This window comes from Streptomyces sp. DSM 41931 (assembly GCF_050271085.1).
In the GTDB taxonomy this organism is placed as follows: domain Bacteria; phylum Actinomycetota; class Actinomycetes; order Streptomycetales; family Streptomycetaceae; genus Streptomyces; species Streptomyces albogriseolus.
Map to the genome: position 1 here is coordinate 5885539 of NZ_CP189902.1, position 12356 is coordinate 5897894.

Sequence of the window (12356 nt, forward strand, 5' to 3'; positions counted from 1 at the left end):
ACCGACCGGAGGAACACCGCAGTGGCCGACCATCCCGTAGACGAGAAACTGCCCGCGCCGAAGATGGCGACGACCGGCCTGCAGCACGTGGCCGCCATGTACGCGGGCGTCGTCGCCCCGCCCCTGATCGTCGGCGCGGCCGTCGGTCTCACCCCCGCCGAGCTCACCTTCCTCACCGGCGCCTGCCTGTTCACCGCGGGCCTCGCCACGTTCCTCCAGACCGTCGGCGTCTGGAAGATCGGCGCCCGGCTGCCGTTCGTCAACGGCGTCACCTTCGCCGGCGTCGCCCCCATGACCGCCATCGTCGCCTCCACCGACGACAAGAAGGACGCCCTGCCGGTCATCTTCGGCGCGGTCATCGTCGCCGGGCTGCTCGGCTTCCTCGCCGCGCCCTTCTTCAGCAAGGCGGTCCGCTTCTTCCCGCCCGTGGTCACCGGCACCGTCATCACCCTGATAGGCGTCTCCCTGCTGCCCGTCGCCTTCGGCTGGGCGCAGGGAGCGAGCCCCGACGCGGACGACTACGGCTCGGCCGTCAACCTGGGTCTCGCCGCGGTCACCCTGCTCGTCGTGCTGCTGCTGCGCCGCTTCACCCGCGGCTTCGTCAAACAGATCGCCGTGCTGCTCGGCATGGTCGCCGGCACCCTGATCGCCGTCCCGTTCGGCGTCACCGACTTCTCCCCGGTCGCCGACGCGGACCTGATCGGCTTCCCCACGCCGTTCCACTTCGGCGCCCCGCAGTTCCAGCTCGCCGCGATCCTCTCGCTGTGCGTGGTGATGGTCGTGTCGATGACCGAGTCGACCGCCGACATGCTGGCCCTCGGCGAGATCGTCGAACGTCCGGCGGACGAGAGGACCATCGCGGCCGGGCTGCGCGCCGACACCCTCGGCTCGGCGATCGCCCCGCTGTTCAACGGCTTCATGTGCAGCGCGTTCGCCCAGAACATCGGGCTCGTCGCCATGACGCGGATCCGCAGCCGGTTCGTCGTCGCCACCGGCGGCGGCTTCCTCGTCCTCATGGGCCTGTGTCCGGTCGCCGCCTCGCTGATCGCCGTCGTGCCGCGCCCGGTGCTCGGCGGCGCCGGGGTGGTGCTCTTCGGGTCGGTCGCCGCCAGCGGCATCCAGACCCTCGCCAAGGCGGGCCTGGACAAGGACAACAACGTCCTCGTCGTCGCCGTGTCGCTCGCGGTCGGCGTCATCCCGATCAGCGCGCCCGAGTTCTACCACGCCTTCCCGGAGACGGCCCGTATCGTCCTGGACTCCGGCATCTCCACCGGCTGCGTGGTCGCGGTCCTGCTGAACCTCGTCTTCAACCACCTGGGCCGGGGCGGCCGCGAGGCCGCCGACGTCACCCACCCGATGGAGACGGGCGAGGACCTCGCCGCCCCCACGGGAAAGGCGCCGGCGGCCTCCTGACGGTCCGGCGGCCCGGTCAGGACCGGGCCGCCGCCACCTCCGCGCGCAGCTGCGGCAGCATGTCGTGGTAGACGCCCGGGCACTGGGTCGTGCCGTAGTCCTTGTGCCCGTAGATCTGCGTGGACGCGATCCCGTACTGGTCGCAGGCGTACGCGCACAGCGTCACCAGGACCTCCCACTGCGCCTGCGGCGGCTGCGCGCCCGCGTGGTACGCGCCCTCGCAGGCGATGCCGAGGGCCTGGGAGTTCTGCCCGGAGGTATGGGCGCCGAGCACGAAGGTCCGTCCGCCGGTGAGCGCCGTGAGGCTGCCGGTGCGGCCCTCGGTGATCCAGCCGCCGCGGCTCACCAGGAAGTGGTAGCCGGTGTCCACCCACCCGTTGTCGTCCATGTGCAGGTCCTGCACCCAGTGGGCGTGGGAGTGCGCCTGGGCGCGGGAGTAGTCGGTCGAGTTGGCGGACACGGTGTGGTGGACCACGATCCGGCTGGGCCGGTACTGCAGGACGCTGACGGTCCCCTGCGGGGGCCGGGCGCCCCACACCTTCGTGCCGTCGATGTCCGGCTGCACGGCGGCGCCGCGCGCGTGCGCGACACCCGGCACGGCGCCGGCGGCGAGCCCGGCCGCGCCGGCGAGCAGGAGACGGCGGCGGAAGCGGTTGCTGGGATGCACGATCACTCCTCGGGAGAGGGGGTGTGGGGGAAAGCGGGGAGGGGCCGGCGTCCGAGGACGTCCGGCCCCTCCGCGTGGCCGCGTGCGTACGGGCCTGTCAGTGCGTCACGTGTTGTTGGCGAGGGCCAGGAGCCGGTCGCGGGACCCGTTGAACTTGTTGCGGTCCACGTTGCCCGAGACGCCGGAGACCGATCCGGTCGAGGTGTACTGCCACACCGTCCAGGTGGGGAAGCCGGCGGGGATGGTCGGCGACGAGGCGGTGGTCCAGTGCGCCACCCACAGCGGGCTCTTGGTCGACATGCCGGTCCAGCTGCCGGTGCAGGTGTTCCACCAGCTCGCCGTCGTGTAGATGACGACGTCCCGGCCCGTGCGCGACTTGTAGGCGGTGTAGAAGTCGTTGATCCACGTGCGCATCTGGGTGGTGGACAGGCCGTAGCACATCGCCCCGTACGGGTTGTGCTCGATGTCCAGCACGCCGGGCAGCGTGAGATTGTCGCGCGACCAGGCGCCGCCGTTGCCGGCGAAGTAGGCCGCCTGCGTCGCCCCGCTGGAGGCGTTGGGGAGCGCGAAGTGGTACGCGCCGCGGATCACGCCCGCGTTGTACGCGGCGACGTAGTTGGTGTTGAAGCGGTCGTCCTTGTAGGTGGTGCCCTCGGTCGCCTTGATCCAGGCGAACTGGATGCCCGCGTTGCGCACGGAGGTCCAGTTGATGCTGCCCTGCCAGTGCGAGACGTCGATGCCCTGCACGCCGTCGGTGGGCGCGAGCAGCCCGCGCGACGGCTCCTCGGCGGCGGGGACGCCCTCGTGGATGCGGGCGCCGACGCCCATGTAGGCCTGGCCGGGCTTGATGGTGAGGGGCTGCGGGTCGGGCTGCGGTGCGGCGCCCGCGCCGGCGGCGGACGTGGCCGTGAGCGCGAGGGCGGCGCCGAGGACGCCGAGCGCGGTGGCCGTGCGTCTCCCGAGGCGGGAGACGAGGGGGAGTACGTGCATGGACTTGCCTCCTGACACATGTGGGGATGAGAAGGAGGTGACGTCGGCCGCTGCCACCTGGGCAGTTCCGTGCTTGTTTGACGTGCGCGCGTCATTAGTTACGCACGTAGATTCACAGCGTGTAAAGAGTCTCCTTGCTCCTCTGGTGGTCTGGTCCACTGTAGGAGTGGATGGCCAGGAAACTTGGGAGCCGAACGGAGGAAAGTTTCATCGGATGAAAGCAGGAAACCGGGCTCCGGTGTCCCGGAACCCGGTCGGAGGGCCGTCCTCTGACGACGCGACAGAGCCTTACAGCCCGAAGAGAGCGGTGTCCTTCGTCAGCTCGCGGAACACCTCCTGCGGGTTCGGCACCAGCTTGCGCTTCTCCAGGTCCAGCAGACCGCCCACGGCGCTGACCTCCGCCGCGACCGTGCCGTCCGTCTTCGTGACGGTCTGCTCGATGGTGAAGGTCTTGCCCCCGCCCCAGACGAAGACGCAGCTCACGTCCACCTCGTCACCGGCGAGCAGCTCCCGCCGGTAGCGGATGGTGGTCTCCAGGGCCACCGGCCCCACCCCGTGGGCCTGAAGACGCGACTGGGTGATCCCGGCCTCCTGGAGCAGCGACCAGCGCGCGTGCTCCGCGTAGTTCAGATACACGGCCTGGTTCAGATGGCCCTGCACGTCGGTCTCGTATCCGCGCACGATCACGCGGACGGAATACGGCTTGCTCACTGCGTCCCCTTCACGCCGGTTCGGTTCGTCGCCCGATCCACCGATCCTGGCACGCCCCTCAGACACGGCGCGGAGAGGCCAGGACGTAACGCCTCCGCGTCCTCGGCTCCGTGTACTCCCCGGCCTGCCAGCCCGCCCCCTCCAGCGTCTCCGCGCAGGCCCGCAGCACGGCGGCGTCCGGCGCGTACACGGCGACGGCGTCCGGCTGCGGGGTGTCCCGCACCCGGTAGCCGTCCTCGCCGTCCGCCCCCGCCGGCCGGTGCCCGGCCGCCTCCAGCGCGAGCGCGGCGGCCTGCACGAGGTGCGTGCGCTCCCACGCGCAAGGCCGCTCCGTCGACGCGTCGGGGTTGGTCATGCGGCGCAGTTCGAGCATGCCCTGCCATGCGCTTCCGACCTCCCGCGTGCGGGCGGGCCCTTCGGCGGCGGGGGGTACGGGCTCCCCGCCCGCGCGGGCGGCGAAGACGCCGGTGCTGGAGGCGGGCGCCTCCACCTCGGCCTGTCGAGGTGGCTCGTTCCGGGCCTCGCGCGCCCGGTGCCCGGCGGGGGTGAGGAAGTGGTCGTGCGGGGGCCGCGGATGCCGGAAGGCGAGGCCACGCTTCACCAGCGCGGTGAGCAGGGCCTCGGTCCCCTTGAGACGCCCGGTCCCGGGATCGGCGGCCTCGATCAGCCGGCGCTGGGCGGCGGTGAGCGGTCGGGTCATCGGCGTCCGGACGCGTAGGGGAGGAAGGCGGTCCACTGGGTGGGGGTGAAGGTGAGGTGGGGGCCCGGTATCCGCTTCGAGTCGCGTACGTGGACGGCGGCAGGTGCGAGGGCGACCTCCACGCACTCGGGGCCGTCGTTCGTGCTGTAGCTGCTCTTGAACCAGGTCAGTTCCGTGCGGGACTTCGCGGTCATGTCTCTCCCAGCACTTTCTCGATGAAGGCCAGCGACTCACGGGGTGTGAGGGCCTGCGCCCGGATGATGCCATAGCGGATCTCCAGGATCTGGATCTCCTTCGGGTCGGAGATCAGCCGGTTGAGCAGTTGAACCTCGACGTGCCCCACGGTGAGCCCCTCCTTGAGTCGCAGCAGCTGGAGCGCCCCTGCCAGGCCCGCGTGGTCCTCTCGATCTGTGGGCAGCACCTGAATCTCCACGTTCCGCCGTCGACCAACCTCCAACAGATGTTCGAGCTGCTTGCGCATGACCATTTTGCCCCCGAGCGGCCTGCGCAGCGTGACCTCTTCCTGGACGAAGTTGAACATCGGTGCGGGCTGCTCGGCGAAGACGCGCTGGCGCACCAGGCGAGCCTCGACGAGTTCGTCGACCTGTTCGTCGGTATAGGGCGGCCGCCGCATCCTGTACAGCGCCCTTGCGTACTCAGGTGTCTGCAACAGGCCATGCACGACATGGTTGGCGTAGGCGCACAGTTCGACCGCCTGCGCCTCCAGCTTGGCCAGGTCCCGCACCTTCTTCGGGAAGCGGGCCTTCTCCACGTCGCCCCTGAGGGCGCTGATGAGGCCGTGGGCCTCCAGGACCCGGTCGGCGGCGTCGAGGAACTCCTCCATCGGCGCCCGCCGCCCCCGCTCGACGGAGGAGACCTGCTCCTCGCTGTACCCGATTTGCGCGCCGAGGGCGGCCTGTGTCAGCCCCGCCCGCTCGCGGCACATCTTGATGACGCGGCCGACGGTCCGCAGCACGGCCGCCGACTCCTCGTCCGCCCCGTAAGGCTCCACGCTCATGTCCCCACACCTCCGGGTGCTCAACTCACGGAGGGTGCGGGATGTCACGCGTCGCGACCCGGACAGGCCCGGACAGCTTCCGTACGGCGGCCGCGGGTCCGGCCGCCGGGACTTTTCACGGAGGAGCCGGCTGACCACGCTGAGTGACATGAACGTCGAGATCGCCCCGGTGGACGAACACATCGGCCCCGCCCGTCACTTCCGCATCCGCCTGTCGGCGACGGCCAGGGGCGCCCGGCTGGCCCGGCACCTCACGGCGGAGCAACTGACCACATGGGGCTGGCCGTACGACTCCGAGGGCAACCGCACGGCGTCCCTGCTGGTGGCCGAGCTGGCCGCGAACGCGGTACGTCACGGGCAGGTACGGGGCCGGGACTTCGCCCTGCGCCTGACCCTGTACGCGGAAGACGCCACGCTGCGTATCGAGGTGACGGACGCCCGCCCGGACCACAGCCCCCCGCTCCCCGGCACGCTCACGCCCGCCGACCCCGACACGGAGTCGGGCCGGGGCCTGCTCCTGGTCGAGTCCCTGTCCACCCACTGGGGCGCGACGGCGGGGGACCCGTACACGAAGACGGTGTGGTGCGAAGTCCCGCTGGGGTGACCCCTGCGGACTCCGGCGCGACCTGCGCAAGCGCCGCACGATGAAGGACGCTCCGCCTCTGTAGGCGCGCTGTTCCGTGCTCAAGGGCTGGGCCCGGGGTCTACTCCGGGCTGTCGATCTTCCGGTAGAAAGCGAGGAGGGCGTTCGCGAGCCGTTCGGGTGCTTCCATCGCCGCGTAGTGGCCGATGCCGTCGAGCGATGCGGAACTCACGTCCTTGGCGACTTGGCGCAGCGTCGCCGGCGTGAAGTCTCCCGACCCGCCGCCGATGGCGAGTACGGGCATGGTGAGCTGCCCGGCGGCCAGTTCTCGGATCTCCTCGCCTTCGCGGAGCATGGACCGGTAGAGCCCGGCCGCGCCCTTGAACGCGTCGGGTCGCGTGTAGGAGCGGGCGAGCTCGTCGATGTCCTGGTCGGTGAACGCGTCAGGGGTGGCGCTGAGGGTGGGCAGGGCGTATTCGGAGAGGAATGCGCGCTCTCGTCCGGCGAGCAGCATCTCCGGAACGCCGGGGGCGGCGAGGACGCCGATGTGCCAGGCACCGCCGCGGGTGACGTCCGCGAGCATTTCCAGGCCGAACCCGGGCAGGCCGGTCTCGATCCCCGTGTAGCTGCGCACCAGGTCGGGGTGTGTGGCCGCGACACGGAAGGTGGTGGGACCGCTGATGTCCTGGCCCGTCAAGTGAACGGGGCCGACGTCGAGCAGGGTGATCAGCTCGCTCAGGTCTCGGGCTGCGGTGGCGCTGTCGTGCTCTCCGGTGGCGGTGGCGGAGTCGCCGAAACCGCGCAGGTCGGGAGCGAACACGCGGTGGTGCGCGCTGAGCAGGGGGATCAGCTTGTGGAAGACCCACCAGGTCTCCGGGAAGCCGTGGACCAGCATGACGGGGGATCCGGTGGTTCCCGCCGAGACGTAGTGAAGCTCTGTGCCGTTGAGGCTGACGCGGTGGTGTTCGAGGGCGGGAAGGGTGGCGCCGGGGATCGTGGGAGCCATTGTTTTCCTCCATGTGATCGACAACTTGGTTGTCAGCCTATGGATAGACAACCGGGTTGTCCACCCTGGAGGGATTCTCGTATGATGCGTCTCATGACACGGTCACCAGGCGCTGAGCTTGCGCTGCTGCTGCTCGGCGGCTTCCAGTCGATGGTGGACGACGTGGTCGGCGAACTGGCGAGCCGCGGACATGAAGGCGTGCGTGCATCCCACGAGTTCGCCCTGCGCGCCATCGAGGAGGGAGCGGACACGGCCGCGGAACTCGGCCGCCGGTTGTCGGTGTCCAAGCAGGCCGCCGCCAAGACGATCGCCGCCCTCGAGCGACTCGGATACGTCGAGCGGGAGACCGACCCGAGCGACGCACGGGTCAAGCGACTTCGCGTCACGGCCCGCGGCCACGACATGATGGCTCTCGGCGCGACGCTCTTCACCGAGGTGCGTGACCGCTGGGCGGCGCAGATCGGAGCCGAGCAGCTCGCCGTCCTCGAAGCGCACCTGGCCCAGCTCACCAAGAACCGGCCGGCGGGCGCGGAGAGTCTCTCGCCACTCGGCGGCGATCTCGGTGAGGCGAGCTGACGGCGCGGGCTGAAGGTCACCTTCAAGGCCCTGCGCCGGGTCAGCCTCGACCCTGCGACCGTCACCCGGCTCGCCCGCGCCGCCCTCGTCGTGCCCCAGCCATGCTGGTCACCGTCAACGTGGCGCTGCACGACGGCCCCGCGTCGGGTCCACATCGCTCGCCCTCGCCCGGGTCGCCGTCGCGGCCGGCGCGGACGTCCGGGAGCTGGACAACACGGCGTGCTCGACCGATTGCCGGGTCGCGATGTCTACCTCAATCAACCGGTGAACCCCGACCAGCTGGAGGCCGTGGCCCGCACCAGCGTGCAGTGAGCCGCTGCGACGCGGCCACTGATCGACGGTCAGGTGCGTGGGAACGGCGCCCACCGGGCGAGTCCAAAACCGCTGCCCTCCCGCCGGATCTCGAAGGCGCCCTGCCCCGGCAGATGGGCGGGGAACACCAGGGCGCGGTGGTCGGCCGCGTACGCGAACATCCGTGCGCGGCTGGCGCGGGCGCCCTCCTCGTCCTCCTCGAAGCAGCTGTTCAGATGCGGCTCGTGGACCTGGATCGCGCCGTGCAGCAGGTCCCCGGCGAACACCGCACGCTCGCCCCCGGACTCCAGGTGGACGACCGCCGAACCCGGGGTGTGGCCGGGGGCGGGCTCGAGCCGGAGGTTGCCGTCGATGACGAAGGAGTCCTCCCACGTCGTGACGAGCCCCGCGTCGATCACGGGCTGGACGCTGTCCTCGTACACGTTCTGGTTGCCCCGCCCGAACTGCGTGCGGTGCAGGTTGTCGGGATGCCAGTACGTCACGTCGATCGCCGGCATCAGATACGTGGCGTTGGGGAAGGTGGGCACCCAGTCGCGGCCGTCGAGGTACGTGTTCCAGCCGACGTGGTCGTCGTGCAGATGGGTGTTGACGACGAGGTCGACGTCCTCCCGGCGGACGCCGGCGGCGGCGAGGCTGGCCAGGTAGCCGGTGTCCAGGTACGACCAGATCGGTTGCAGGGGACGGTACTTGCCGTTCCCCGCCCCCGTGTCGATCACGACGACCCGGCCCTCGCTGCGCAGCACCCACGACTGGGTGGCGACCCGGGTGAGATCGGTACGGGCGTCCCAGTGGTCCGGGTCCAGCAGCGCGGCGTGCCGCCGCCACTCCTCCGGCGTGCTGCCGGGGAAGAAGACGTCGGTCGTCATCGGGGAGATGTCGGAGAACTCGATCACCCGGGTGATCTCGACGTCTCCGAGACGGAGCGTGGTGACCTGGGGTGACGCTGTGCGGGCGGTGGGCATGGGTCTCCCTCGTACGGGGCAGGGGCAGGGTGGCGGACCGCTTCCGCGGAGGGCGGGGCGGCCGTACGACCGACTCTGCGGCCCTCCGCCTCGCGGGACCAGCCCCGCCCCTGCCTACCCCTGACAGGTGCAGGCTGCGGGACACCACCCCCGCGCATACTGGGCGCATGGACCGCACATCACCGCTCGGAGCGTTCCTGAAGGCGCGGCGGGCGCGGCTGAGCCCCGACGACGTCGGCCTGCCCCGGTACGGGGACCGGCGGCGCGTCCCCGGGTTGCGCCGGGAGGAGGTCGCGCTGCTCGCGGGCGTCAGCGCCGGGTACTACACGCGGCTCGAACAGGGCAGGCAGGCCAACGCCTCACCGGAGGTCCTCGACGCGCTGGCACGGGCGTTGCACCTGTCCCCGGCCGAGCGGGACCACCTGTACGACCTGTCCTCGACGACCGGTCACCGCCCGGCGGTATCCGGTGATGACGAGAGGGTGTCCGCCGACCTGCGCACGTTGCTGACCACGATGGCCGCCCACGTGCCCGCCCTGGTCGTCGGCCGCCGTAACGACGTACTGGCCTGGAACCGCACCGGCCACGCCCTCCTCGCCCCCCACCTCGACTTCGCCGCGCCCGACGATCCCGGCGGCCGCCCCAACCTGTCCCGCATGGTCTTCCTGGACGCCCCCACCCGCGCCCTCCACCGCGACTGGCCGGCGAAGGCGCGTGCGGTGGTCGGCAACCTCCGTATCCTGACCGCCCGCAACCCGGGCGACACCCACCTCGCCGCGCTGATCGCCGAACTGGCGGCGCGGAGTGCGGAGTTCAGGAGCATGTGGGACGCCCACACCGTCGCCCCCTGTGGCCGCGACGTGCACACCCTCGCCCATCCGGCCGTCGGCGAACTGACCGTCACCCAGCAGACGTTCGACGTCCCGAAGGAGCCGCACCAGTCCCTGGTCACCTTCACGGCGGAACCGGGCTCGCCCTCGACGGCGGCCCTGGAAGCCCTCAAAACCCGTGGACGAACCGTGGACGCCCCCGTAGCGTGTGCTCCCACGCCCTGACTCGGACGGAAGGAGGCGAGTGCCGTGCCGTGCACACCTTTCCAGCGCTCCCTTTCCCACCGTCCCGGCGTGCGCGACGAGTTCTGACCGGGAGCGCTCCGAGCAGCAGCAAGCGAGCCTGCTGCACGCATCCTGGAGGATCCCATGACCGGTCTGGTCATCCGCACGCTCTCCGCGAGCGACGCCCATCTTTTCGACGCGCTCCCCGACCCGCTGGGCGCCCGTGAGGCCCACCGGCGCACCCGGTTCCGTCCCGACTGGAAGCGCGTCGCCCTGCGCGACGGCGAGGTCGTGGCACGCGGGGCGTGGTGGGGCGGGCCCGACGACCCGGAGCCCGTCAACATCAACTGGTTCGACGTGGCGGAGGGCGAGGAGGAGGCGGGAGCCGAGCTGCTGCGCTCCGCGCTCCGGCAGGTCGAACTCGAGATCAACCTGCCCGGCGGCTGGCGGGACGACCCCGTCCTATGCGCGGCCGCCGAGGCGCGCTTCACCGCCGCACGCGCCGCCGGCTACGAACTCCTGGTGGAACGCTTCCTGTACCGCTGGACCCCGGAGAGCGGCCTGCCCGAGCGCCCTGGACGCCTGAGCTTCCGCGCCGAAGGCGACGACACCGTCTTCTTCGACGCGCTGCGCCGCATCCACTCCGTGACCCTGGACGCCCACGCGCTCAAGGCCGTCCAGCAGGGCGGCCTCGACCGGGCCGCGCAGGAGGAACTCGACTTCTTCCACTGGTGCCCGTCCCCGCGCGAGTGGTGGCGGACCGCGCACACCCCGGACGGCGACCTGGCCGGCATCCACATCCCGGCCCACAACCCCTCCGGCCCCACCATCGGCTTCATCGGGGTGGTCCCGGAACACCGCGGCCACGGCTACGCCTACGACCTGCTCGTGGAATGCACGCGTCACCTGGTCGAGCAGGGAGCGGAGTTCGTCAGCGCGGCGACGGACCGGGGCAACGTTCCCATGGCCGCGTGCTTCGCCAAGGCCGGCTTCCCGGTCGTCCGCGAACGCATCAACTTCCACCCGGCGCCGGGCCTGGACGCCTAGCTAGAGCGATGCCGAGTGGGAAAGGCTGCGGCCGTTCCTGCCAGTCAGCAATGGACGGTGGGGCAGGTGGCGGGATCACCGGCAGGTGATCGACGGGATCCTGCACCGGGTGCGGACCGGGGTGCAGTGGCGCGATCTGCCCGGTCGACTCCACCATCGTCCGCGCGCACCAGCATGCGGCCGGCGCCCGCACCGACCCACCACCGGCCCCGCACCAGGCCATGCCGTGATCACCTGCGACGGCGGGGCATCCGGCGCACCATCCCGGAGAAGACCGACAGCCAGGCCGCCCGCCTGCGTAAAGGCTCACGCGGCGGACGGCCACCAGCCTTCGACAAGGAGCGATCCCCTGCGGTGCCACCCCGGCAATCAGCGCGGCCGCATGTACTTCAAGCTCTTCCGACTGCGGAGAAGCTCAGCCCGTGCCCGCTGTCTCCGTCAGCTTCTCAAGCTGGGCGGTGATCACCTCGTCCGGGGCCTCGCCCGCGTTCTTGTGCGCGACCAGGCTCTGCCAGCTGAAGACGGCTACATTGGAGCCGCTACGCACCACCTGGTACCAGTGCGCTGTTCCCGACGACTCCCGCTTGAAGGCGAACGCCTCATCGGCCGGACCCGGGTCGGGGACAGGAAGGGCCGTGACGGTCGGGTTGAGGCCCATGTCGTCCTCGTACCCGTCGCAGTTCTTCGCCGCGTCACGGACGCGGGTGAGGAGTTCCTCGGCGTCGGCCGCCTTGGCGTAGGCGTACAGCGTGATGTCGGTGGCCTTCGTGTCCGTCTTCGGGTGGACGGAGCGGGCTGCCGCGACGGTCGGTGCCGGTTCGGGGGAGCGCAGCCGGATGTCTTCCATGGGCTGGCAGGCCGCCGGTTCGGCCGGCTTCCCCTTGCTGCCGAGGACGGTGCCCTGCTTGAAGACGGTGAAGGTGTATTCGGGCAGGTCCGCTTCGGTGACCGCCGCGTTCTCGAGGCCGGCAGCGTCCAGCGGGCCGTCGTTCGATCTTCCCGCCGCCGTCCCCTTTGCCGAGTCCTCGGTCACGGCGCCGCTTCCGCCGTCTCCGGGTGCTTCGTCACCGCTTCCGCAGCCGGCCAGCAGGGCCACCGCGGTAAGCGCCACCACGACAACCTGGACTCGCCGCAGTCCGTCCACTCTCATTCCCGCTCCTCCGATACCAGCGCCCGGGTACGTCGGCACCTGGGTCACGTCTCCAAGAAGATGGCACAACGCGGCAGGGGTCACGTCACTCGAAATGCGTAGAGTCGCTAAGCACACCGGCCAGCTGGAGAACGAGGCGACCGAACGGGCCTCACCGCCGCCGGAC

Annotated in this window: 14 protein-coding genes and 2 pseudogenes; 7 read left to right on the top strand and 9 right to left on the bottom strand. The window is 70.9% G+C overall.

The window, feature by feature from the left end:
- The first annotated feature begins 21 nt into the window (after positions 1-21).
- A complete protein-coding gene (locus ACP7TJ_RS26980) occupies positions 22-1413 on the top strand; it encodes a nucleobase:cation symporter-2 family protein (protein WP_093766101.1) in 1392 nt (463 codons plus the stop codon).
- A 16-nt stretch (positions 1414-1429) separates the two neighbouring features.
- Here ACP7TJ_RS26980 and ACP7TJ_RS26985 read toward each other — a convergent pair whose 3' ends face one another.
- The 6 genes from ACP7TJ_RS26985 to ACP7TJ_RS27010 form a co-directional block, all read right to left on the bottom strand.
- A complete protein-coding gene (locus ACP7TJ_RS26985) occupies positions 1430-2086 on the bottom strand; it encodes a peptidoglycan recognition protein family protein (RefSeq protein ID WP_387790293.1) in 657 nt (218 codons plus the stop codon).
- A gap of 99 nt (positions 2087-2185) precedes the next feature.
- Entirely contained in the window at positions 2186-3070 is an 885-nt protein-coding gene (locus tag ACP7TJ_RS26990) for a lysozyme (protein ID WP_093766099.1), read from the bottom strand.
- 288 nt (positions 3071-3358) lie between these two features.
- Positions 3359-3781, bottom strand: coding sequence for an acyl-CoA thioesterase (locus tag ACP7TJ_RS26995; protein ID WP_403159510.1), 423 nt, complete (start codon positions 3779-3781; stop codon positions 3359-3361).
- Positions 3782-3839: 58 nt separating this feature from the next.
- Complete coding sequence (locus ACP7TJ_RS27000; protein ID WP_427765985.1) at positions 3840-4481, bottom strand: hypothetical protein; 642 nt, start codon at positions 4479-4481, stop codon at positions 3840-3842.
- Positions 4478-4675 carry a DUF397 domain-containing protein gene (locus ACP7TJ_RS27005; RefSeq protein WP_193457989.1) on the bottom strand — a complete coding sequence of 66 codons (198 nt, stop codon included), beginning with the start codon at positions 4673-4675 and terminating at the stop codon, positions 4478-4480. Before ACP7TJ_RS27005 ends, ACP7TJ_RS27000 begins: the two co-directional genes overlap by 4 nt.
- Complete coding sequence (locus ACP7TJ_RS27010; protein ID WP_403159511.1) at positions 4672-5499, bottom strand: helix-turn-helix domain-containing protein; 828 nt, start codon at positions 5497-5499, stop codon at positions 4672-4674. Before ACP7TJ_RS27010 ends, ACP7TJ_RS27005 begins: the two co-directional genes overlap by 4 nt.
- A gap of 148 nt (positions 5500-5647) precedes the next feature.
- On the opposite strand from ACP7TJ_RS27010, the gene ACP7TJ_RS27015 reads away from it, so the two are divergent.
- A complete protein-coding gene (locus ACP7TJ_RS27015) occupies positions 5648-6103 on the top strand; it encodes an ATP-binding protein (protein ID WP_387580917.1) in 456 nt (151 codons plus the stop codon).
- 100 nt (positions 6104-6203) lie between these two features.
- On the opposite strand, the gene ACP7TJ_RS27020 is transcribed toward ACP7TJ_RS27015, so the two are convergent.
- Positions 6204-7088 carry an alpha/beta fold hydrolase gene (locus tag ACP7TJ_RS27020; RefSeq protein ID WP_427765990.1) on the bottom strand — a complete coding sequence of 295 codons (885 nt, stop codon included), beginning with the start codon at positions 7086-7088 and terminating at the stop codon, positions 6204-6206.
- A gap of 93 nt (positions 7089-7181) precedes the next feature.
- On the opposite strand from ACP7TJ_RS27020, the gene ACP7TJ_RS27025 reads away from it, so the two are divergent.
- Both ACP7TJ_RS27025 and ACP7TJ_RS27030 read left to right on the top strand, forming a co-directional pair.
- On the top strand, positions 7182-7664 hold the full coding sequence (locus ACP7TJ_RS27025) for a MarR family winged helix-turn-helix transcriptional regulator (RefSeq protein WP_427765993.1): 483 nt from the start codon (positions 7182-7184) through the stop codon (positions 7662-7664).
- Positions 7665-7673: 9 nt separating this feature from the next.
- Positions 7674-7763, top strand: a pseudogene (locus tag ACP7TJ_RS27030) (IS5/IS1182 family transposase); the annotation flags it as partial.
- 242 nt (positions 7764-8005) lie between these two features.
- On the opposite strand, the gene ACP7TJ_RS27035 reads toward ACP7TJ_RS27030, so the two are convergent.
- Complete coding sequence (locus tag ACP7TJ_RS27035; RefSeq protein WP_427765996.1) at positions 8006-8938, bottom strand: MBL fold metallo-hydrolase; 933 nt, start codon at positions 8936-8938, stop codon at positions 8006-8008.
- Positions 8939-9105: 167 nt separating this feature from the next.
- Between ACP7TJ_RS27035 and ACP7TJ_RS27040 the strand changes: the two genes are divergently transcribed.
- From ACP7TJ_RS27040 to ACP7TJ_RS27050, 3 genes and pseudogenes are all read left to right on the top strand, one after another.
- On the top strand, positions 9106-9993 hold the full coding sequence (locus tag ACP7TJ_RS27040; protein ID WP_387751749.1) for a helix-turn-helix transcriptional regulator: 888 nt from the start codon (positions 9106-9108) through the stop codon (positions 9991-9993).
- A gap of 144 nt (positions 9994-10137) precedes the next feature.
- Positions 10138-11040 carry a GNAT family N-acetyltransferase gene (locus ACP7TJ_RS27045; RefSeq protein WP_427765999.1) on the top strand — a complete coding sequence of 301 codons (903 nt, stop codon included), beginning with the start codon at positions 10138-10140 and terminating at the stop codon, positions 11038-11040.
- Between the two features lie 25 nt (positions 11041-11065).
- Positions 11066-11231 (top strand): annotated as a pseudogene (locus ACP7TJ_RS27050) (transposase); the annotation flags it as partial.
- Positions 11232-11455: 224 nt separating this feature from the next.
- On the opposite strand, the gene ACP7TJ_RS27055 reads toward ACP7TJ_RS27050, so the two are convergent.
- Positions 11456-12190, bottom strand: coding sequence for a hypothetical protein (locus tag ACP7TJ_RS27055; RefSeq protein ID WP_427766002.1), 735 nt, complete (start codon positions 12188-12190; stop codon positions 11456-11458).
- Between the last annotated feature and the right edge of the window lie 166 nt (positions 12191-12356).

Excerpts from the sequence above, each read along its gene's own strand:
- ACP7TJ_RS26990 (WP_093766099.1), bottom strand. The coding sequence starts at position 3,070 with ATGCACGTACTCCCCCTCGTCTCCCGCCTCGGGAGACGCACGGCCACC.
- ACP7TJ_RS27000 (WP_427765985.1), bottom strand. The coding sequence starts at position 4,481 with ATGACCCGACCGCTCACCGCCGCCCAGCGCCGGCTGATCGAGGCCGCC.
- ACP7TJ_RS27005 (WP_193457989.1), bottom strand. The coding sequence starts at position 4,675 with ATGACCGCGAAGTCCCGCACGGAACTGACCTGGTTCAAGAGCAGCTAC.
- ACP7TJ_RS27010 (WP_403159511.1), bottom strand. The coding sequence starts at position 5,499 with ATGAGCGTGGAGCCTTACGGGGCGGACGAGGAGTCGGCGGCCGTGCTG.
- ACP7TJ_RS27015 (WP_387580917.1), top strand. The coding sequence starts at position 5,648 with ATGAACGTCGAGATCGCCCCGGTGGACGAACACATCGGCCCCGCCCGT.
- ACP7TJ_RS27020 (WP_427765990.1), bottom strand. The coding sequence starts at position 7,088 with ATGGCTCCCACGATCCCCGGCGCCACCCTTCCCGCCCTCGAACACCAC.
- ACP7TJ_RS27025 (WP_427765993.1), top strand. The coding sequence starts at position 7,182 with ATGACACGGTCACCAGGCGCTGAGCTTGCGCTGCTGCTGCTCGGCGGC.
- ACP7TJ_RS27035 (WP_427765996.1), bottom strand. The coding sequence starts at position 8,938 with ATGCCCACCGCCCGCACAGCGTCACCCCAGGTCACCACGCTCCGTCTC.
- ACP7TJ_RS27040 (WP_387751749.1), top strand. The coding sequence starts at position 9,106 with ATGGACCGCACATCACCGCTCGGAGCGTTCCTGAAGGCGCGGCGGGCG.
- ACP7TJ_RS27045 (WP_427765999.1), top strand. The coding sequence starts at position 10,138 with ATGACCGGTCTGGTCATCCGCACGCTCTCCGCGAGCGACGCCCATCTT.
- ACP7TJ_RS27055 (WP_427766002.1), bottom strand. The coding sequence starts at position 12,190 with ATGAGAGTGGACGGACTGCGGCGAGTCCAGGTTGTCGTGGTGGCGCTT.